Genomic DNA, 21,065 nt, shown 5'->3' on the forward strand with positions numbered 1-21,065 from the left:
GGGAGTAGCTCCCATCCTTTTAAAATTCTAATTTTTCTCTTTTTCCTTCCGTGCTGCTCGGTGCGCGAGTCTGCTAGAAGCGGCGGCCGCAATGGCACCGACAATATCATCTAAAAATGTATGGCATTCACCAGTTGATTTATCATTTAAATGGGCCAAAATTCCAGGCTTTTGCTTGTCGATATACCCATAATTGGTAAATCCAATTGATCCGTACACATTGACTATGGAAAAGGCAAGAATTTCATCTACTCCGTATAAGCTTTCATCGGACGCAATGATGGATTGAAGAGGCTCTTCAAGCATTCCTTTTTCAGCAAGAATATCAAGCTGAATTCCGGTAATAATGGCATTTTGTACTTCACGTTTGGAGAGGACACGCTCAATATTGGCTACACAGTCTTGCATTTGTAAGTTTTCATGATATTTTTCTTGTAAATAGAAAACTAAATCAGCGATATCCTGAATTTCGACGCCTCTTTCTTTCAGCCATCTGCGTGCAGTTTCTTCGGTTACGTCTACTTTTTTGTCGTCAGCCATCCTTTTTATCACCTTTTCTTTGGATTTTCACTATATATATACTCTTTTTCCATAAGATATGCAATCTTCACGTAAAGAACTAAACAAAAATTTATCATTCCATTCGACCCTTTTTCCTATTCATTTTGTAAAAAAACGGGGAAGACAACAAGTTTTTTAAAGCTCACACATATATATGACTTAAGAAAAGGTATGGAGAAGAGGTGGGAACCCAATGCTTCAGAAAATGCTTGAAAATCAATATGGAATTGAGACACAAGAATATATAAAATTAGACACTTATGATGCGTTAAGAGGAAATGGCTGGCTTTATTTAATCTCTAATCCTGCCGGCCGGGAAGAAGCTGATATTTCAGAATTGGGGAAAATTGCAGAGCATCTGCGAAATTATGGCGACCAAAATGTACCTATCTTTTTGCAATCAAAGGAAGGGAATTTAATTACGACGTGGGAACAAAATAAATATTGCGTATTAGCCAATCGGCAAGCAGACGAAAAGCAGCGGAAAATCAAATTAGGGCGAAAACTTGCTAAATTTCATGAACGTGGCAAAAGAGTTCCTTTTCAAATTGAAAGGTCCAACCGGATTGGCAAATGGAAGGAATTATGGGAGAAGCGGCTCGAACAAATGGAAAAGGTATGGAATGGTCTCCTTTTCCAAACGCCAGAAGATGAATTTGAACGATTGTTTATAGAATCATTTCCCTATTATTTGGGCTTAACAGAGAATGCCATCCAATACTTAGTGGATACAGAGCTAGACGAGGAGCCAGGTGAAACGGATAATGGCACGGTCTGTCATGAACGCTTTTCCAAAAAAACATGGGGACCCCTTTCCACCAATCAGTATTTTATTAAAAATCCATTTGATTGGGTTTTCGACCATCGCAGCCGGGATTTAGCTGAGTGGACAAGGGAAAGGTATTTCCGTAATTTTCAAACCTATGATGTGGATTTAAAACAATTTTTTGAAGAGTACCAAAGTGTTGCTCCCCTAACGTCCTTTTCGTGGCGGTTATTATACTCGCGCTTAATCTTTCCGCTTCACTATTTTGAGTGTATCGAAAATTATTATATAACCCGTTCCGAACAGGATAAGAAAACATTAGAGGATAAGTTAAGTAAAATATTGAGGCAATCAGGCGAATACGAAAAGTTTTTAGCAGCATTCTTTCAAATCTCGGGAGCACCGATTAAAAGAATGAATTTGCCGCAGCCGGAATGGCTTTTTAAATAATTTCATTATCGTCATAAAATCGACAAATTTCTAAAAAAAATCAATTCAGAATAGGAGTCATAGAATAAGGATTGAGGAAAGGACGCAGCATGAAGCCTTACATTTATATAACAAGGAAACTGCCTGAGGCAGTCGTAGAATCCATTCGACAAACATACGAAGTAAAAATGTGGGAACACGAGGATATACCAGTTCCTAAAGAGGTTTTATTTTCAGAAGCACAAAAAGCAGATGCACTATTAACCATGTTATCTGACCAAATTGATGAAGAAATTTTAACGGCCGGGAATCAATTAAAGGTTGTCGCCAATCTGGCCGTAGGCTTTGATAATATCGATGTTAAAACAGCGAGCAGGCTAGGGATTGCTGTTTGTAATACTCCTGATGTTTTAACCGATACTACTGCTGATTTAACGTTTGCCCTGCTAATGGCGGCAGCTCGCCGGATTGTCGAAGCAGCCGAGTTTGTCAAAGAAGGTAATTGGAAAAGCTGGAGCCCATTGCTACTTGCAGGCCATGATATTCATCATAAAACAATCGGTATTGTGGGAATGGGGAAAATTGGCGAAACCGTTGCAAAACGAGCAACAGGGTTTGATATGAATATACTTTATCATAACCGGACAAGAAAACCTGAGATCGAACAAAAGCTTGGGGCCGTCTTTACTTCTTTTGAAGAGCTTGTAGAAAAATCAGATTTTCTAGTTTGTCTTACACCGTTAACACCAGAAACCAAAAATCTGTTTACGCGGGATGTTTTTAAGAAAATGAAACAATCAGCTATCTTCCTAAATGCTTCTAGAGGCCCGGTGATCGATGAACAAGCTTTATATGATGCCTTAGTAGCAGGGGAAATTGCGGGTGCTGGACTAGATGTATTTGAAAAAGAACCAATTAATGCTGAGCATCCATTATTAACACTGCCAAATGTTGTCGCACTTCCTCATATCGGAAGCTCGAGTGTTGAAACAAGAACCGATATGATGAAACTTTGCATCGATAATATCACCGCTGTTCTCGATGGTACCGAGCCTAAAACACTTGTGAATAAAGATTGGAAGCCATTAGTAAATGCTTAAATGAAAACACATAAAAAAGCGATTGCAGTGAATGCAATCGCTTTTGTCATTTTATTAAAAAACCTGCTCAACTTCGACAACGCCTGGCACTTCTTCTAAAAGAGCTCTTTCAATGCCGGCTTTTAGTGTAATAGTTGAGCTTGGGCATGAACCACATGCACCTAGCAAGCGAAGTTTAACAATACCCTCTTCTACATCAACTAATTCACAATCTCCGCCATCGCGAAGAAGAAATGGGCGTAATTTATCTAATACTTCTTGGACTTGTTCAAACATTTCTTGTTCTGCCATTTTAATCGTCTCCTTTCCTCTCTATATTATAATGTCATTGGCTCTAAAAATCCATTCTCAGAAAATAGGAAAACGCACATTTATAGACATTTTCTTCGTTTTTATTATTTAAATAATGTAAACTAAAAGAAAAAAGATTGGAATGGTCTTATGACATTTACGGAAGTGGAAATTATTCTATATGGCGCTGAACAATTATGCCCAAGCTGTCTCAACCTCCCTTCGTCGAAAGAAACGTTTGAATGGCTGGAAGCAGCGATTGCCAGAAAGTTTCCCGAGCAGCCTTTTAAAATGTCCTATGTGGATATCCATCTGCCTCCAGAAAAAGATAGTGAAAAAGTTCAATTTGCAAAGCGGGTCATCGATGAGGATATGTTTTATCCCGTGGTCGTGATTAAAGAAAAAGTGGTAGGGGAAGGGAATCCTCGCTTAAAAACAATTTTCTCTGAACTTGAAAAGTATGGTTATAAAGCCGTATAGAAAAGAGAAGCATTCCTAACAAGCGGAATGCTTCTCTTCATATCAGCCATTATGAAATTTATACATCCAAAGGATTCCTGATTTTAATAAGCGAGCGACGCGTCCAGTAATCGCGCGATCTGCCATCATTCCAAATCCGTGCTTTTTGCCTAAAGATCCAAGGACACCCTTTAATTTAATTGCAGGGAAGGATTCAGGCAATGCTTCACCGTTCCACCGCTTCTTTAATACCTCAACAATTTGTTCGGCCTGGCCTTCAGCTAATTGTGCGCTAGGAGCATGCGGAGAGCTAGCACAATCTCCGACCATAAAAATATGTTCATCATTTGGCAGATGATGATGAGTCGTGACCTCAAGTCTTCCTAACCGGTCCTTCTCGCCCTCCATTTCACGGACAATTTTATTAGCCTGAATTCCTGCCGTCCAAACAATCACATCACACCTAATAGGCTGATCGTTGTTATACAGCATATTTTCTTCTACTTTTGTAATGTTGGAATTGTTAATAATTTCAACATTATGCTTTACAAACCAGTTCTCCACATATTTGCTTAACCTCTCAGGGAAAGCGGACAAAATATATTTTCCCCGATCAAACAATTTAATTTGAAGATCCTCGCGGCTTTCACTTAATTCGCTTGCTAATTCTACACCGCTAAGTCCTGCTCCGACAATCCCAACAACAGAGCCAGGCGCTAAATTATTTAAAGCGGAATAGGTCCGGCGGGATTTTTCAATGCTTTGAATACTGTAAGTAAATTGGTCTGCACCTGGGACCCCATGATATTTATCCTCACAGCCAAGACCAATGATTAAGTCATCATATTCCACTGGTTCGTCATCATTTAACAGGACCTTTTTATCATTTCGGTCGATTCCAATGACATCACCGTATTTAATAGTGAGTTGCTCGTGTTCAGGAAAGGTTACACGAATTTCTTTATCAGAAATCGTTCCTGCAGCCAAAGCGTAGTATTCTGTCTTTAAGCAGTGATATGGAACGCGGTCAATAAGTGTTATCATTACGTCCCCAGGCAGATGATTTGGAAGGAATTCATTTAAAATTTTCATCCCGCCGTAACCGCCGCCAAGTATTACAAGGTTTTTCATTTTTTATTTCCCCTTTTTTCTACCAATATCTATTATCTTTATTTTGCTCACATGAGTATCATTTCAGAATCAAAAACATATGGGAATTAATTGATATATATTAGAATAATTCTCTGTTCTTTTACCACATATGAGTATATCTAAAATATGTCGAAATAACAACACTTATCACGCTATTCTTGACAACATCACCATAAACATGATAATTGACGTATCCTGGTAAAAATAGTAGGATAGGTACGTAATGGAGAGGTGAAAAGAATGATTCAACCGATCATTGAATTCTGCATCAGCAATCTAGCGAATGGTGCGCAAAAAGCACTGGAAAAATTAGAGAAGGATCCAAATTTGGATATCATTGAATATGGATGTTTAGGCTATTGCGGTAAATGTGCGACTTCTTTATATGCGCTTGTGAATGGTGAGGTCGTGACAGGAAAAACACCCGATGAGCTCGTCGAGAACATCTATCAATATTTAGAGGAAAATCCGATGTTTTAAAATATACTATAGTAAAAGCTTTAAAAAGGAGGAGAAATGATGAACAAGGATGTTGTAATCTTAACGGAAGCGGCCGCTTTACACATTAAAGAGATGATGAAACATAATGAGGAAGAGGGCGCTTTTTTACGCGTTAGTGTTAAGGGTGGAGGCTGCAGCGGATTATCCTATGGAATGGGCTTCGACCATGAGGCAAAAGAAGATGACGATCAACTTGAACAGCATGGTATTAAAATAATTGTTGATAAAGAGAGTGCGCTCATTTTACAAGGAACGAAAATTGATTATAAAGAATCCATGATGGGCGGCGGGTTTACGATTGATAACCCGAATGCCATTGCTTCCTGTGGATGCGGTTCTTCTTTCCGAACGGCAACGGCAGCTGGTACACCAGAAGAATGCTAGTTAAATAATAAAAGGCGTCCATGTGGGCGCCTTTCGTTTTATTTATCAAACATGGAAGAACTGTGTAAGGGTTGTACTTTTGCTTTAGGATCGATAAATGATTTCGCATTATTGACGGCAGTCGGTGCTTCACCGAATCCACAAGCGATAAGTTTCACTTTGCCATCATATGTACAGATATCTCCTGCTGCATAAATTCCAGGAATATTCGTTTCCATTTTTGAATTTACGACTATAGAATTCTTTGAAATTTCTAAACCCCATTCCTTTATTGGCCCAAGTGAAGATACAAAACCGTAATTACAAATAACGGCATCCACATCTATAGTTTCTTTTCCTTCGCCGTTAGCTGATTCAAGGACAACCTGTTTAATTCCATCTTCTGCCCCAATTAATTCTGCTGGTACATAAGGAGTTTTCACATCTACTTTTGAATTATATAAATTTTCCACACTATGTTCATGTGCACGGAACTTATCACGACGGTGAACAATTGTTACTTTTTCGGCAATTGGTTCTAGCATTAAAGCCCAGTCAACGGCAGAATCTCCACCACCAAATACGACTACCTTTTGACCGGCAAATTGATTTAAGTCATCAATAAAGTAGTAAAGGTTTTTCTTTTCATATTGTACAGCGCTTGCAAGCTCTAAACGACGTGGTTGGAAAGCTCCATTCCCAGCTGTGATAATAACCGTTTTAGAAAAATAGACTTCTTTATTGGTTGTTAATTTAAATGTACCATCTTCCTGCTTTTCTAATTTTTCAACAGATTGCTCAAGGGCAACTGAAGGTTCGAACTTCGCCATTTGTTCTTTTAAGTTATTAATTAATTCTTGAGCACGGACCTTTGGAAAACCTGCAACATCATAAATATATTTTTCCGGATAAAGGGCCGATAATTGACCACCAAGCTGAGGTAAGCTTTCAATGATTTTTACTGAAGTTTGTCTCATTCCCCCGTAGAAGGCAGTAAATAAACCGACAGGACCTCCTCCGATGATAGTAATATCATATACCTTTTGATTTTCTTGCACGCCGTATCCCCCTAACTAGTAGTAACAACTTCTCTCCCTATATTATCACAAATTATAGAAATTCTCACATCTTTCTGTCAATTTACCGGCTGGTCTTATAAAGGATTTTTCAAAATCAATAGTTATAAAAAGAAAAATTTTTAATATCCTTATGGTAAATAAATTAATAAATCGCTTGAAAATCGGTTGGAAGTAGCATATGATGTAATGTGGATATATTGTTAAGATTTTGTGACAAATTAAGTACATTTTTTAGATCGATTTATTATTCCGATTATATTATCAGTTTAGTCATCGGGGTGTACTTAAGATTGACTATTTTTTCTTTATCCTTATTCGTGAATTATATCACATACATTTTTCTACTTAGAAAAATAAAATGGGTTAAAGCAGTGGAAGATAAGAAAAAGAGGATTTATTCAAAAAATTACTTAAAAAGGTGGAAGTGATTACTTTGAGAAAGCCTAAAATTGTTATTCTCGGAGCTGGATACGGCGGATTAATGACAACGGTTCGCTTGCAAAAGCAAATTGGTGTAAATGAAGCCGATATTGTATTAGTAAATAAAAATGATTACCATTATGAAACGACATGGCTGCATGAGGCTTCAGCTGGTACGATGCACCACGATAAAGTTCGTTACGATATTCGTGACGTAATTGACCGCAGTAAAGTAGACTTTGTTCAAGATTCGGTCGTGGAAATAAACAAAGAAGAAAAAAAAGTCATTTTAGAAAAAGGCGAAGTTAATTATGATTACCTGGTTATTGCTCTTGGCGGTGAGCCAGAAACGTTTGGAATTAAAGGGTTAAAAGAGCATGCCTTTGGTATTACGAATGTGAATTCTTCCCGTCAGCTTCGCGAGCATATCGAGTATCAGTTTGCTACCTACAATATGGAAGATGAAAAGAACGACAATCGTTTATCGATTGTTGTAGGTGGTGCAGGCTTTACAGGAATTGAATTTCTTGGAGAATTGACAAACCGAGTTCCTGAATTATGCCATGAATATGATGTTGATTATAATAAAGTAAAAATTATCTGTGTAGAAGCAGCGCCAACTGTATTACCAGGATTTGATCCAGAATTAGTAAATTACGCTGTATCGCAATTAGAGCGTAAAGGCGTAGAATTTTTAATAGGAACCGCTATTAAAGAAGCAACTCCAGACGGTATTTTTGTTGCAAAAGGTGAAGATGAGCCACGTGAGATTAAAGCTGGTACAGTAGTTTGGGCCGCTGGTGTTCGCGGAAACTCTATCATTGAAAAATCTGGTTTCGAAGCTATGAGAGGCCGTGTAAAGGTAACACCAGAATTACGCGTTCCGGGCTTTGATGATGTCTTCATTATTGGAGACAGCTCACTTGTCATCAATGAAGAAATTAACCGTCCATATCCTCCAACCGCACAAATTGCAATGCAGCAAGGTGAACTTGTAGCTCGCAACCTAGCAGCGCTTGTACGCAACAAAACAGAGCTTGAGACCTTTACATTTGATAATAAAGGTACGGTTTGTTCACTAGGTGAAGATGATGCAATAGGTGTCGTATTTGGTAAGAAAATAACTGGCGCAAAAGCATCCTTTATGAAAAAGGTAGTCGACAATCGTTCCCTTTACATGATCGGCGGCGCTGGCCTTGTGCTTAAAAAAGGAAAATTCAACGTATTTTAATAAGTTAAAAAGGACAGTGACCCTGTCCTTTTTTGTTATGATTTATTTAGGTGGTGTGCTAGTATGAGCAATCGTGAAAAACGCGGCAAGGTGTGGTTAGCCGTTTCTGGATTGGTAACATCAAGGGATGGAAAATGGCTGGTGGTGAAGAAGCGATACGGTGGCTTAAAAGGCCAGTGGTCCTTGCCAGCGGGCTTTGTTGAGATGGGGGAAACGGCCGATGAAGCGGTTGTGCGCGAGGTAAAGGAAGAAACCGGAATTGATTGCACGGTTAGGGGGCTCATTGGGCTTAGAACAGGTGTTATTAAAGAGGAAATTAGCGATAATATGATTCTTTTTTTACTTGAACCTCTCGGCGCCGAAGAGGTTATCCACCAGGAAAATGAACTTTTTGAGGCGAGGTTTATGGCACCTGAAGAGATAATACAGGAAAAAGATGCTTCCATTATTCTTCACCAGCTCATAAAGCAAAATAAGGCCATTGTTAAGCCTGGTATTGATGGTTTAAACCCGGGGGATCAATTTGGTTATACGGCTTATAAATTATTTTTTTAATTTTTCTGAAAATTTAAGTAACACTTAGAAAATAAAAGAAAACTCCGGATGTATCCGTTTTCTTTTCGGAATTTGCACGAATTCAGCCCTTTCCTTTTTAGCCAATCCTTGATATATTATCAGAAAATTAAGTTAATAATACAAGGGAGATGAAATGGATGACAATCAAGACGCTGGATTCGCAAAAATGTGATTATTGTGCAGGGAACGGATATTTTCAATTGGTTCTTGGAGGCTCAGAAACTTGTTCTTGCTGCGGAGGAACAGGCAAGAAACAAGAGAAATAATGTCTTATGTAGGTACCAATATTAGGAGGGCTGCTTCTTCGGATTTATTCGAGGGGCTATTTTTTTTGTGTCCATATTGACTCCCTTTTATCCGTTATGTACACTTATTGTTGATGCGTAAAGGGGGAATCTCGTGTGCAAATGAGTATTGTTGTTTTAATAATATCGATATTGCTATTTTTTGTGTTATTTTTTGGAATAGGGTTTATTCTAAATATGCTATTGAGAATGTCATGGGTTATGGCGATAATATATCCTATTGTGGCCATTTTAATCGTAGATAAAGTTAGATTTATTGAGTATTTTACAAATAGTAAGGCTGCCTTCCAAGAATTAGGGCACAAATTCAGTTCACTCGCAACCGCAGATATTCTTATTTTATTAAGCGGGTTAGTCGGGGCCTTTGCCGCTGGATTTACAATAAAGCTGTTGCGGAAAAACGGCTACCAAATGTTTTAGACCTTTTGCATTTTAGCAATCGGTCTTTTTTTATAAAATTTTTTCACTTCTTTTTTGAATAATTCCTTTCAGCTTGGGAATGAATATTTTTGGAGGAGTGAAAATTTTAATGGATATATTTAAAAATTGGATAAAGCGTTTTGCCATGATAAGTCTTTTCTTTTTGGCATTATTTGCGACCTTCCAATCCATTTCAGGTGTTAATGCCGACTCGCTTATTACGAAATTTGCTTCCGTAATTTCAGCGAGTGAAAATGTTTCAGGGACTGCTGCTCATTCATTAGAGGATCTTGATTGGTCAAAGTATCCCAAACAAACTGTTACAGCTACCGGCTACACAGCGGGGTTTGAATCGACTGGAAAAAAACAAGGACATCCTGAGTATGGGATTACTTATTCAGGTGTAAAAGTGAAACGAGATTTATTTTCTACTGTAGCAGCAGATTTAAACGTGTTCCCGATTGGCACAATTCTATTTATTCCAGGTTATGGATATGGGGTTGTTGCTGATAAGGGAGGAGCTATAAAAGGAAATGAATTAGATCTTTATTATGAAACCGTTGAGGATGTTTATAAAAAATGGGGTAAAAAGAGTTTAGAAGTCTATGTGGTTCAAAAAGGTAATGGCAAGCTGACAGAGCAGCAATTACAGGCATTAAACGAAGACAAATCACTGCAGGTATTTCGTCAGCAGTATATTAGCTCAGAAAAAAGGTAAAACAGGCTGCATGCCTGTTTTTTTATTTGAGGTTCGGTATAATATTGTTGAATAACACGGAGGTGAAATGGCAATGTTTCAAGTAAATACAAAATTTGAATTAACTTCTGAGCACGAAGGCTTGGTCATCGGTCTTTTTGAAAAACCAGACAAGTTTTCAGGTTCCTTAGCCAGCCTGGATGAAAGATTTGCTGGACAACTGTCTGATCTTGTCAAATCAGGAGATATTTCCGCAAAGTTTAAAAGCATAAATAAAGTACATACTTTTAGTCAAATCGGTGCCAAACGGATTTGGTTTGTCGGCCTTGGAAAGGAAAAGGAATTAACCTTTGATAAGATTCGGGAGGCATTTGGTAAGCTTTTTAAAGACGTAAATGCATGTAAACTAGGGGAAGTTGCGGTTTATTTGGATTCCTTCCTTACAGAGAAACTAGATGGATTAGACGCTGCCCATGCGTTAAGTGAAGCTTTTGTCTTAGCAACTTATCAATTTGAGGGTTATAAGCAGAAATCGAATGAACCAGAGAAAAAACTGAAGTCCCTAACCGTTTACTGTGAAGGCTTCGATGAAGAAGAGGTTCATGCCTCGTTATCGGTCGGCTTTGCTTTTGGGAATGGAACAAACTCGGCAAGAACCCTTGTTAATATCCCAGGGAATTTGCTAACCGCGACAGATATGGCGAACTATGCTGAAAAATTGGCTGATCAATATGATTTTGAATTAGAAATTTTGGATAAAGCAGAGATTGAAAAATTAGGAATGGGCGCTTTCCTTGCTGTTAACCAAGGGTCAACAGAACCGCCAAAGATGATAGTTCTGAAATACCAAGGGAAAGACGAATGGAAGGATGTAATTGGCTTAGTCGGGAAAGGAATTACCTTTGATACCGGCGGTTATTCCATTAAAACAAAAGCAGGTATTGTTGGAATGAAAACAGACATGGGTGGAGCGGCAGCTGTGCTTGGAGCAATGGAAATCATCGGCGAAATCAGGCCCGAGCAAAATGTTGTTGCCGTCATACCTTCAACCGATAATATGATCAGCGGCCATGCCTTTAAGCCGGATGATGTCATCACTTCAATGAGTGGGAAAACTATCGAGGTCTTAAATACGGATGCGGAAGGTAGACTTGTGCTGGCAGATGCCGTAACATATGCCAAACACCACGGGGCCGAATATTTAGTCGATGTGGCTACCTTAACAGGTGGAGTCATTACGGCTCTTGGGCTGCATACAACCGGTGCAATGACCAATCATGACTCACTATATGAACAGGTATTGGGTGCAGCAGTAGAAGCAGGCGAGCAGATGTGGCTGCTGCCTTTGTTTGAAACGGAAAAGGAACGGGTAAGAAACAGCAAAGTAGCTGACTTAAACAATTCCCCTGGCAGTGAGGGGCATGCGCTCGTTGCAGGTGCGTTTATTGGTGAGTTTACCGAAGGAACTCCATGGGTTCATTTGGATATTGCCGGAACTGCCACTACTTCTAAGGGCAATGATCTTGGACCGGCCGGTGCAACCGGAGTAATGACCCGTACTCTTGCCTTATTTGTAGAACGATTCGAACCAATAGAAAAATAAACCTTTAAAACCCCAGAAATCTTTTCTGGGGTTTTTTTATATGATTGCCCATTCCATCCCTTTCCTTTTCGCATATGAAATAGTGTAGGCAAGTATAGCGAAAAAGGAGGTATGGAATTATGTACCCTTATCGAAGTCCCTACCCGGTACAGGATCAAAGATTTATAGGATTTGGATTACCCTTGGCGATTGGAGGGCTTAGTTTTTTAGGCGGTTTAATCGGAGGCGGACTAGGTGCATCGTTTGGAGCCCGTCCATTTTACGGCGGATTTGGTTATCCAGGTTTAGGTTATCCAGGTTCAGGTTTTGGTTTTGCTCCAGGGCTTGGCTTTGGCGCTCCTGGCATTGGCTACCCTGGAATGGGAGTGCCCCCATATTATTATTAATCCGAGAAAAGACAGCTCTAGGGCTGTTTTTTCTTAAAAGAAAATTTATTAAAAGGAAAATGATAAAAAAGAGAGAATTAGATATATACATACTTAATTATGGGACAAGGAGATTGAGAATGATTAAAGACACACTAATTGAAGCCTTAGGAATAGAAATCACGCATATGGAAGAAGGAAAAATAATCGCGACCATGCCGGTTGATGAGCGGACACGCCAGCCTTTTGGTATCCTGCATGGCGGCGCATCTGTGGCATTGGCAGAAACTGTTGCAAGTGTAGGCGCTTACGAGTTAGTGAATAAAGAAGAGGAAGTAGTAGCCGGTCTTGAAATTAATGCCAACCATGTTCGTTCTAAACGTGATGGCGTGGTTACGGCGGTCGGGACAGTCCTGCACAAGGGCAAAACCACACAGGTTTGGGAAATTAAAATTACCGATGAACAAGATCAGCTTATTTGTGTTTCAAGATGTACCATGGCAGTTATAAAAATCAGAAAATAAAGAGAATGGGATTTTTACCCATTCCTTTTTTGTTGAAAAATTTAAAAAATTTAGGTGAAATCGTGTTATAATTGAAGAACAAAAATAGAACAATAGCACAGTTTTTTGTACAGGTTTCTTTATATAATGTAGTATAACTGATTTCTAAAATGGGGGTGAAAAAAATATGAAACATAAGCGGCAGTATTTATTTATTGATTTTGAATTCACAATGCCCGAACGTAATGGCCGCATGAAGGACTTTTTCGCGGAAATTATCGAGGTGGGAATCGTATCGGTGATTGATGACCAGATCGACGGTCAGTTCTCTTCCTTTGTTACTCCATTAAAGTTCCCAAAGTTATCTGAACGCTGTAAATCATTCTTACATATTTCACAGCAGCAGGTCAATACGGGGCTATCCTTTTATGATTTTATCCGAAAACTGGAGGAATTCAACAAAAGTAATTTGGAAACCACGATTGTTACTTGGGGAAATATGGATATGAAGGTGCTTCGTCATAATTGTTTAGAGGCCGGAGTCGCTTTTCCATTTCAAGCAAAAGAATTGGATTTATCAATGGAGTATAAACGCTTCTTCGGGGACCAAAATCAAACTGGTCTTTGGAAGGCTGTTCAGGAATATGGCAAAGAAGGGACAGGCAGGCACCACCGGGCGTTGGACGATGCTATGACTACCTACAATATATTCAAACTTGTTGAAAAGGATAAACGATATTTAGAAAAACCAAAACCAACTACCATTGGTGATCGGATAGATTTTTCAAAGCTATTAAATGAGTTCGCATAAAAGGCCAAATCACTCAAACTGATTTGGCCTTTTATGATTTATGCTTTAAAATAATCCTTTTCAAGAGAATCAACCATTTTTAAACTCATTTCAGACCATTTTGAAGGAGTATCCGTCAATTCAGTCTTCATTTTTTCAACTGCTACTTTTAATGACTCTCTGTAGTCAGGTATCTCATCCACAAAAGGTTTGACCATTTGCTTCGGAATATTGGCCTGCTCCCTGAAGGATAGTGCACGTCTTTCATGAAAAATTAGCACATCCGCTTCTTTTGGATTGTGGAGATCACCTTGCATTGGATGCTTAAGGACCCCTAGAACTCTCACTAAATAGTGCTGAGGACGAATATCCGTTATTTCCCCGATATACTTACCGGTTTTATAGATTGCTGTTACAGTAGAACCAATTTGCAATTCTGTCATAAAAAAAACCCCCTAACTGCCAAATCTTTATCTTGATTCTTCCCTTTCATTATGACTAAATTGAAATCAGAGTGCAAAAAAATTTATTTTCGGTTAAAGTGAAAAAATGGAGGGATGATAATTGAAGAAGTTACATATGATTTTTGCTCTATTCACGATTGTTTTGGTAATGGCAGCTTGTGGGACAAGCACGTCAAAGAAGGAAGAAGCAAAACCAAAAAGTTCTGCGCCAAAAACAGAACAGAAGGAAGGGGATCAACAAGTGTCAAAGGAAGTCTATCCTCAGCTTTCAACAGAGGTATCTGAAAACGAAAAGCTAGTAGAAATGGAAACAACATTGGGAACGATTAAAATAAAATTATTTCCTGAATATGCGCCAAAAGCTGTTGAAAACTTTGTGAAGCATAGTGAAGAAGGATATTACGACGGCTTAATTTTCCACAGGGTTATCAAAGATTTCATGATTCAAGGCGGCGACCCTAACGGCAATGGAACGGGCGGTGAAAGTATTTGGGGTAAACCGTTTGAAGATGAATTCTCTAAAAATCTTTACAATCTTCGCGGTGCCTTGTCGATGGCAAATTCCGGGTCTAATACGAACGGCAGCCAATTTTTTATTGTTCAAAAAACATCACTTGATCCGCAAATGAAGTCGGAAATGGAAAAGGCAGGCTACCCGAAGGAAATGATTGATGCCTATGACCATAACGGAGGGACTCCTTGGCTAGATCATCGTCATACTGTGTTTGGCCAAGTTATTGAGGGAATGGATGTTGTTGATAAAATTGCTGACACCCCGGTTGGTGCACAAGATAAGCCGGAAAAAGACGTGATTATTAAAAAGGTAAAAGTATTAAAATAGCATTAATGGTAGGAAACGTTTTTTCTTGCTATAATAGAACATTAGAGCAAGTCCTTTAAAGAAAGGAAGTAAGAAAATGTTTCAATCATTAGTAATGTCCTTGTTTTTATACTTTCCTGAAGATAAATCAGAATATATTCCTGCGGCGATTACGTTTTTTATTTTTTTCATAGGTGCTTTGGTGACGATGAGACTAATCATTGTTCACTCCAAGCGGGAGGCCCAAAAAACAAAAGATTTAGAGGATCGCATTAACAATCAGCATACGAATCAAAGGAACAGTTAACTGCAGCTGTTCCTTTTTCTATCCCGCAAATATTGAATAGGCAAAAGTCAGTTAGTCTATACTAAGTGCAAATTGTCTATTGTGGGGGGAATACATATGAAGAAAAGTTGGATCATTATACCGCTTCTCGTTCTAGCCGGGTGCACCGAAAAGAACGTCACAAAAATTGATGTAGAAATGTATAATGCAGCTGGAGATTCACTGGGAACTGTAAAATTGCAGGAGCAGGCGAGCGGTGTGAAAATGTCTGTGGATTTAAAGGGCCTGCCGCCAGGAAAACATGCGATACATTTTCATGAAAAAGGGACGTGTGAGGCCCCCGATTTCAAATCCGCGGGAAATCATTTTAATCCCGAGAAAAAAGAACATGGACTCCTCCATCCAAAGGGCGCTCATGCTGGTGACCTGCCTAATTTAATTGTCGAAGATGATGGGTCTGTGAAGGCGGATCTCATGGCACCAAATGTAACCTTAAAGGATGGGAAGAAATCTTTATTTACAAAAGAGGGGACATCGATTGTTGTTCATGAAGGTAAAGATGACGGCATGACGCAGCCAGCAGGGAATTCCGGAAACCGAATTGCTTGCGGCGAAATTTCAAAGGACAAAAATAAAGAGGGTCAAAAAAAGGCTCAGGATGAAAAACAATAAATCTTTAGCGGCTATCTCAATTTGAGGTGGCTATTTTTATATTAAAATTTCTTAATTCTGGGTAAGAATCTAAGCTTATCCAACAAGTGGACATACACTAGCAGGGAGACTGTTAGGAGGCGATAATTGATGGAAAAAAGACAATTTGGAGGTTTTCCCGGACAACAAGGTTATCCACAAATGGGAGGATACCAGCAAGGATATCCGCAAATGATGGGCGGATACCCGCAAATGATGGGAGGTTATCCTCATCATGGCTATCCACAAATGGGAGGTTATCATCACGGCTATCCACAAATGGGAGGATATCAGCATGGCTATCCACATATGATGGGTGGTTTTCAGCAGCCTGGCGGATTCCCGCAAATGATGGGCGGACAGCAAACAGGCTTTCCGCAGGGAATGCCAGGACAGCAAGCGGGGTTCCAACAAGGAATGGGCGGTTTTCAACAAGGCCAGCAACCAACAACCAAACCACCTACATTTGGCCAACGTAAAAACAAGTAGTGGCAATTAATTATGCAAACCTGCTCTAAGAAATTTTGAGGGCAGGTTTTTTCTTGCTTTCTACTCCTTTTTTCTAGACAATGAGTTTATAAAAAATATAGGAGTACATCACAATGGAAAATAAACTGTATTATCAAGATCCATACATACAATCATTTTCAGCTCAGGTTTTAAAACAAGAGAAGGATGAAGCGGGTCAATGGTACGTTGTCTTAAATCAAACGGCTTATTATCCAACTGGAGGCGGACAGCCGCATGACATCGGCATGATTGACCAAATCAAGGTCATAAATGTGGAAGAAATAGCGGGAGAGATACGCCACTATCTTGAGGAACCACTGCTCATTATTGATAAAGCGGTACTCGGTGTCATCGATTGGAAGCGGCGATTCGATCATATGCAGCAGCATTCAGGTCAGCATATTTTATCTGCCGCATTTGAACAATTATTTCATTATCAGACGGTTGGCTTTCATTTAGGAAATGATATAGTCACGATTGATTTAGAGACTGAAAATATAACTGAACAAGAGGTAAAGAAAGCGGAGGAGTTTGCAAACCAAATAATCCTAGAGAATCGGCCTATAGAAGTGAAATGGGTAACAGAAGAAGAGCTATCACAATATCCATTAAGAAAAGAGACCAAGGTGAAAGAGGATATCAGGCTCGTTATTATTCCAGACTTTGACTATAATGGCTGCGGCGGGACACATCCAAAATCTACCTCAGAGGTTAGTGCGATTAAGATATTAGATTGGGAACGTCAAAGAAAAAATATTCGCCTTCAATTCGTGTGTGGTCATCGAGTCCTTCAACAGCTTGACGAAAAACAAAGGGTGATTCTCCAATTAACCCAACTATTAAACGCTCCTGAAGTTGATATGGTGAAAGCCGTAAATCGTCTACTTGAAAGTGGGAAATCGCAAGAAAAACTTTTAGAACAAACCAAAGAAACTTTATTGCAATATGAAGCAAAGGAATTAATCCATAAAAATAACACAGACCAATTGGTGACGGAAATCTTCCATCAACGCAGCATACAAGAGCTTCAGAAAATAGCTCGCTTGATTACGGCTGAAAATGATAATGCACTGGTTATGTTTATATCTAAAAATGAAGATAAACTACAGTTAGTAGGTGCAAGAGGGGGAAAAAGAGATGAAAATATGAAAAACATCATCGGAAAAGCACTTCCTCACATTAATGGAAAGGGGGGAGGAAATGCTGCCTTTGCACAGGGGGGAGGGGAAGCACTAATTCCAGCGGATGAATTACTTCAGTTATTATTGGAATGAACCAAATATCCTATTGATGCACTTTTTTTAATAAAAAAGTGTATTTTTTTTAACACTATAGTTATAAAATTTGTTTTAAGGTGTTGTGCGAAAAAATATTTCTTTTATAATATAAATAAATGAAAATTTTTTTAAAACCTTGAAGGGATGATTCAGATTGGAAAAACAACAAGTAGGGGTTGTCGGAGTAGGGGTAATGGGAAGAAGTCTTGCACTTAATTTTGAGAGCAAAGGGTTCTCTGTTTCCGTATACGACCTCTCCACTGAGAAAGTGAACGAGATCTTAGAACATAATAAAGAGAAAAATATAATTGGGACAACGAATATTGAAAAATTTGTTCAATCATTGGAGCTTCCACGAAAAATCTTAATAATGGTGAATGCCGGTGAGATTACGGATAAAGCGATTGAATCATTAGTACCGTATTTAGATAAAGGTGATATCCTAATTGATGGCGGAAATAGTTTTTATAAAGATACAATCCGTCGAAATGCTCACCTCGCTGAAAAAGGGCTTCTTTTCATTGGCGCTGGTGTTTCTGGCGGTGAAGAGGGGGCGCTGACCGGTCCCGCCATTATGCCGAGTGGACAAATAGAAGCTTATGATGCTGTTGGCCCTCTTTTAACAGCTATTTCAGCAAAGGTAAATGGAGAGCCATGCTGTACATATATTGGTCCCAATGGTGCTGGACACTATGTAAAAATGGTACATAACGGAATCGAATATAGTGATATGCAGTTAATCTGTGAATCCTACCATTTAATGAAAGTTCTGCTGGGGTTGTCAGTGAACGAACTTCATGAAGTATTTAGCGAATGGAACCAAGGCGAACTTGACAGCTATCTAATTGAAATCACTGCAGATATTTTTACAAAAATAGATCCGGAATCGGGCAAGCCATTAGTGGACGTCATTCTTGATACTGCCGGGCAAAAGGGAACTGGAAAATGGACGAGTCAAAGTGCTCTTGATCTAGGTGTTCCGCTATCAATTATTACGGAATCTGTTTTTTCTCGTTACCTATCCGCCATGAAGAATGAGCGCGTGAGAGCAAGCAAGATTCTAAAAGGACCTAGTGAAAATAAATTTTTGGGTAATAAAAAGGATGTAATCGAATTAATTCGGAAAACTTTGTATTTTAGTAAAATTATTTCTTATGCACAAGGATTTGCCCAATACAAGGTAGCTTCCAAAGAGTACCAGTGGGACTTAAAACCAGGAGAAATCGCAAAGATTTTCCGGGGAGGATGTATTATAAGAGCGGCATTCCTGCAGAATATAATGGATGCTTACGATCGTAATCCTAATTTGGATAACTTATTGCTGGATTCTTATTTTCAATCGATTGCTGCTGATTATCAGGATGCGGCAAGAGAAGTTGTATCTATTGCTGTTAAAGCGGGTATCCCTGTTCCGGGATTATCGACCGCCCTTTCCTATTATGATAGCTATCGCTCAGAAATTCTCCCAGCGAACCTGCTTCAGGCTCAGCGGGATTATTTTGGGGCGCATACGTATCAGCGGGTGGACAGAGAAGGAACTTTCCATACAGAGTGGCTAGAAAAATAAGGTGAAACTTCAATCAGTGGGGGGGTCTCCCCCATTGATTGTTAGTTGAACCAATCGGGCTTTTACGGGCAGTTGATCCCCACTTATCCTTTTTTAGTTCCTTAAAGTCTCAATGTGGGGATCTTACTGCCCGTTAATGCGGGATAAATGGTTAACCAGACGTGAAATCTGCGTCTGGCTTTTTATTATATGGTAATTTTTTGTATACTTAAGTGAGTGATATGAGAGGGTGATATTAATGGGTTTTTTAGATGGTTTAATGGGCAATGCTTCGGAAGTGAATGCACAAGAAGTACAAAAAGAATTTGAACGAGTTCTGGCTCCGAGTGAACGGATCGAGAAAGCGTACCGGCTTATTCGGGATATGTTTATTTTTACAAATAAACGCTTAATTTTAGTCGATAAGCAAGGGTTAACCGGAAAAAAGGTCGAGTATCATTCCATTCCTTATAAAAATATAACCCATTTTAGTATTGAAACTGCAGGGAGCTTTGATTTGGATGCGGAATTAAAAATTTGGATCTCTGGAAATGCCCTTCCGTTGCAAAAGCAATTTAATAAAAACTTAAACATTTATGAGCTTCAGAGTGTGTTAGCTGAATATGTGTTGAAATAACAACAAAAGACGAGCTATATTTTAGCCCGTCTTTCTTTAGGTTAATGCATTCTTAAATCGATTCAGACCTTCGATTAAATCGTCCATCGGGCAGGCAATATTAATGCGAACAAAGCCCTCCCCGCCATGGCCAAATTTTGGACCAGGCTCTAAAGCCAATTTCCCCTTTTGAATCAGCAGGTTACGTAAATCTTTATCACTTAAACCAAGCCCCCTGCAGTCTAGCCAAAGCAGGTAGGTTCCTTCAGAATCGATACAGGTAATTTGCGGGAAATGTTCCGTTAAGTATTGGATCGTATACTCTTTGTTATCCTGTAAGTAATCAATCAGCTCATCAAGCCAATTCTCGCCTTCACGATAGGCCGCTTCCATTCCTATGATCCCGAATGTATTTAAGGTGAATACACCTTGGCGTTTTAACTGCTCTTGAAATTGGGTTCTCATTGCCTTATTTTTGATGATGACAGCAGACGCCTGTAACCCTGCCAAATTAAAGGTTTTGCTAGGAGCAATCAGGGTGATCACTTTTTCAGACAGTTGGTCGCTTAATGAGGCAATCGGAATATGATGGTACTGTTTATAAACGATATCAGAGTGAATTTCATCTGCAAGAATAAGGCAATTGTACTCAAGGCATAATTCTCCTATTTTCAATAGCTCATCCTTTGTCCAAACTCTGCCGCCAGGATTGTGTGGGCTGCATAGTAAGAATAATTTACAGCCTTGTTGTAAAGTTTTTTCAAATTGAGCAAAATCTATCTGATATCTATTTTCGTCCAGCACAAGCGGCGAATTTACGACCACCCGATTATTTTTTTCAATCATGTCAAAAAAGGGTGTATATACGGGGGATTGAAGCAGTACCTTGTCACCCTCATTGGTAAACGCATTGATAGCAGTACTAATGGCCTGAACAACACCACTGCAATATAACAGCCACGGAGATTGAATGTCCCATTGGTGCCGTTTAAGCAACCAGGCAGAAATAGCCTCGGAGACAGAGGGGGGGACAAATGTATAGCCAAAGACGCCATGATCGACGCGTTTTTTTATCGCATCAATGACGGCTTGTGGTGGTTTAAAATCCATATCCGCTACCCACATCGGCCACAAATCCATTTCTCCAAAAATATCCTTGGTTAATTCCCATTTAACTGATGACGTTTTTAAACGATCGATTCTCTCATTAAATATCGACATTTGCACCACACCACCTGTAATATT

General features: G+C 39.2%; 27 protein-coding genes. 21 read left to right on the top strand and 6 right to left on the bottom strand.

Going from position 1 to position 21,065, the window contains the following annotated elements:
- Positions 1-27: 27 nt before the first annotated feature.
- Entirely contained in the window at positions 28-540 is a 513-nt protein-coding gene (locus ABES02_RS11495; protein WP_430134443.1) for a phosphatidylglycerophosphatase A family protein, read from the bottom strand.
- A gap of 214 nt (positions 541-754) precedes the next feature.
- Between ABES02_RS11495 and yutH the strand changes: the two genes are divergently transcribed.
- Positions 755-1,777, top strand: coding sequence for a spore coat putative kinase YutH (gene yutH / locus ABES02_RS11500; RefSeq protein WP_430134445.1), 1,023 nt, complete (start codon positions 755-757; stop codon positions 1,775-1,777).
- Positions 1,778-1,866: 89 nt separating this feature from the next.
- Positions 1,867-2,856 carry a 2-hydroxyacid dehydrogenase gene (locus ABES02_RS11505; RefSeq protein WP_430134448.1) on the top strand — a complete coding sequence of 330 codons (990 nt, stop codon included), beginning with the start codon at positions 1,867-1,869 and terminating at the stop codon, positions 2,854-2,856.
- Between the two features lie 54 nt (positions 2,857-2,910).
- Here ABES02_RS11505 and ABES02_RS11510 read toward each other — a convergent pair whose 3' ends face one another.
- Positions 2,911-3,147 (bottom strand): NifU family protein, encoded by a 237-nt coding sequence (locus ABES02_RS11510; protein ID WP_430134451.1) that lies wholly within the window; start codon positions 3,145-3,147, stop codon positions 2,911-2,913.
- A 150-nt stretch (positions 3,148-3,297) separates the two neighbouring features.
- On the opposite strand from ABES02_RS11510, the gene ABES02_RS11515 reads away from it, so the two are divergent.
- Positions 3,298-3,627: a YuzD family protein gene (locus tag ABES02_RS11515; protein WP_430134452.1), complete on the top strand. Its 330-nt coding sequence runs from the start codon at positions 3,298-3,300 to the stop codon at positions 3,625-3,627.
- Between the two features lie 42 nt (positions 3,628-3,669).
- On the opposite strand, the gene ABES02_RS11520 is transcribed toward ABES02_RS11515, so the two are convergent.
- Positions 3,670-4,737 (bottom strand): NAD(P)/FAD-dependent oxidoreductase, encoded by a 1,068-nt coding sequence (locus tag ABES02_RS11520; protein ID WP_430134454.1) that lies wholly within the window; start codon positions 4,735-4,737, stop codon positions 3,670-3,672.
- 261 nt (positions 4,738-4,998) lie between these two features.
- Between ABES02_RS11520 and ABES02_RS11525 the strand changes: the two genes are divergently transcribed.
- Positions 4,999-5,238, top strand: a complete 240-nt coding sequence (locus ABES02_RS11525) for a YuzB family protein (RefSeq protein ID WP_430134457.1) — start codon at positions 4,999-5,001, stop codon at positions 5,236-5,238.
- Between the two features lie 39 nt (positions 5,239-5,277).
- Entirely contained in the window at positions 5,278-5,643 is a 366-nt protein-coding gene (locus tag ABES02_RS11530) for a HesB/IscA family protein (protein ID WP_430134460.1), read from the top strand.
- Between the two features lie 38 nt (positions 5,644-5,681).
- On the opposite strand, the gene ABES02_RS11535 is transcribed toward ABES02_RS11530, so the two are convergent.
- Positions 5,682-6,680 (bottom strand): NAD(P)/FAD-dependent oxidoreductase, encoded by a 999-nt coding sequence (locus ABES02_RS11535; RefSeq protein ID WP_430134462.1) that lies wholly within the window; start codon positions 6,678-6,680, stop codon positions 5,682-5,684.
- A 454-nt stretch (positions 6,681-7,134) separates the two neighbouring features.
- Here ABES02_RS11535 and ABES02_RS11540 point away from each other — a divergent pair, with 454 nt between their 5' ends.
- The 9 genes from ABES02_RS11540 (at position 7,135) to kapD (ending at position 13,632) form a co-directional block, all read left to right on the top strand.
- Complete coding sequence (locus ABES02_RS11540) at positions 7,135-8,352, top strand: NAD(P)/FAD-dependent oxidoreductase (RefSeq protein ID WP_430134465.1); 1,218 nt, start codon at positions 7,135-7,137, stop codon at positions 8,350-8,352.
- A 63-nt stretch (positions 8,353-8,415) separates the two neighbouring features.
- Positions 8,416-8,907, top strand: coding sequence for an NUDIX domain-containing protein (locus ABES02_RS11545; RefSeq protein ID WP_430134467.1), 492 nt, complete (start codon positions 8,416-8,418; stop codon positions 8,905-8,907).
- Between the two features lie 158 nt (positions 8,908-9,065).
- On the top strand, positions 9,066-9,194 hold the full coding sequence (locus tag ABES02_RS11550; RefSeq protein ID WP_430134470.1) for a YuiA family protein: 129 nt from the start codon (positions 9,066-9,068) through the stop codon (positions 9,192-9,194).
- Between the two features lie 135 nt (positions 9,195-9,329).
- A complete protein-coding gene (locus ABES02_RS11555; RefSeq protein ID WP_430134472.1) occupies positions 9,330-9,653 on the top strand; it encodes a YuiB family protein in 324 nt (107 codons plus the stop codon).
- A 109-nt stretch (positions 9,654-9,762) separates the two neighbouring features.
- Complete coding sequence (locus tag ABES02_RS11560; RefSeq protein WP_430134473.1) at positions 9,763-10,371, top strand: 3D domain-containing protein; 609 nt, start codon at positions 9,763-9,765, stop codon at positions 10,369-10,371.
- 73 nt (positions 10,372-10,444) lie between these two features.
- Positions 10,445-11,953, top strand: a complete 1,509-nt coding sequence (locus ABES02_RS11565) for a leucyl aminopeptidase (protein ID WP_430134476.1) — start codon at positions 10,445-10,447, stop codon at positions 11,951-11,953.
- A 119-nt stretch (positions 11,954-12,072) separates the two neighbouring features.
- Positions 12,073-12,339 (top strand): hypothetical protein, encoded by a 267-nt coding sequence (locus tag ABES02_RS11570; protein WP_430134478.1) that lies wholly within the window; start codon positions 12,073-12,075, stop codon positions 12,337-12,339.
- Between the two features lie 119 nt (positions 12,340-12,458).
- Positions 12,459-12,842, top strand: coding sequence for a hotdog fold thioesterase (locus ABES02_RS11575; protein ID WP_430134480.1), 384 nt, complete (start codon positions 12,459-12,461; stop codon positions 12,840-12,842).
- 166 nt (positions 12,843-13,008) lie between these two features.
- Positions 13,009-13,632 (top strand): 3'-5' exonuclease KapD, encoded by a 624-nt coding sequence (gene kapD, locus ABES02_RS11580; RefSeq protein WP_430134482.1) that lies wholly within the window; start codon positions 13,009-13,011, stop codon positions 13,630-13,632.
- A 38-nt stretch (positions 13,633-13,670) separates the two neighbouring features.
- Here kapD and ABES02_RS11585 read toward each other — a convergent pair whose 3' ends face one another.
- On the bottom strand, positions 13,671-14,054 hold the full coding sequence (locus tag ABES02_RS11585) for a kinase-associated lipoprotein B (protein ID WP_430134483.1): 384 nt from the start codon (positions 14,052-14,054) through the stop codon (positions 13,671-13,673).
- 121 nt (positions 14,055-14,175) lie between these two features.
- Between ABES02_RS11585 and ABES02_RS11590 the strand changes: the two genes are divergently transcribed.
- From ABES02_RS11590 to ABES02_RS11620, 7 genes are all read left to right on the top strand, one after another.
- Complete coding sequence (locus ABES02_RS11590; RefSeq protein ID WP_430134486.1) at positions 14,176-14,916, top strand: peptidylprolyl isomerase; 741 nt, start codon at positions 14,176-14,178, stop codon at positions 14,914-14,916.
- 76 nt (positions 14,917-14,992) lie between these two features.
- The gene (locus ABES02_RS11595) at positions 14,993-15,202 is read left to right on the top strand and encodes a hypothetical protein (protein WP_430134489.1); all 210 of its coding nucleotides are present in this window, start codon (positions 14,993-14,995) and stop codon (positions 15,200-15,202) included.
- 96 nt (positions 15,203-15,298) lie between these two features.
- Entirely contained in the window at positions 15,299-15,853 is a 555-nt protein-coding gene (locus ABES02_RS11600) for a superoxide dismutase family protein (protein WP_430134491.1), read from the top strand.
- 129 nt (positions 15,854-15,982) lie between these two features.
- Positions 15,983-16,360 carry a hypothetical protein gene (locus ABES02_RS11605; RefSeq protein ID WP_430134494.1) on the top strand — a complete coding sequence of 126 codons (378 nt, stop codon included), beginning with the start codon at positions 15,983-15,985 and terminating at the stop codon, positions 16,358-16,360.
- Positions 16,361-16,473: 113 nt separating this feature from the next.
- Positions 16,474-17,655, top strand: a complete 1,182-nt coding sequence (locus tag ABES02_RS11610; RefSeq protein WP_430134497.1) for an alanyl-tRNA editing protein — start codon at positions 16,474-16,476, stop codon at positions 17,653-17,655.
- 157 nt (positions 17,656-17,812) lie between these two features.
- Positions 17,813-19,225, top strand: a complete 1,413-nt coding sequence (gene gndA / locus ABES02_RS11615; protein ID WP_430134499.1) for an NADP-dependent phosphogluconate dehydrogenase — start codon at positions 17,813-17,815, stop codon at positions 19,223-19,225.
- A 238-nt stretch (positions 19,226-19,463) separates the two neighbouring features.
- The gene (locus ABES02_RS11620; RefSeq protein WP_430134501.1) at positions 19,464-19,841 is read left to right on the top strand and encodes a PH domain-containing protein; all 378 of its coding nucleotides are present in this window, start codon (positions 19,464-19,466) and stop codon (positions 19,839-19,841) included.
- Between the two features lie 36 nt (positions 19,842-19,877).
- On the opposite strand, the gene ABES02_RS11625 is transcribed toward ABES02_RS11620, so the two are convergent.
- Entirely contained in the window at positions 19,878-21,041 is a 1,164-nt protein-coding gene (locus tag ABES02_RS11625; protein WP_430134503.1) for a MalY/PatB family protein, read from the bottom strand.
- Positions 21,042-21,065 lie beyond the last annotated feature (24 nt).

Origin of the sequence: Neobacillus pocheonensis, from assembly GCF_050477905.1 — a bacterium.
GTDB lineage: Bacteria > Bacillota > Bacilli > Bacillales > Cytobacillaceae > Neobacillus > Neobacillus pocheonensis_A.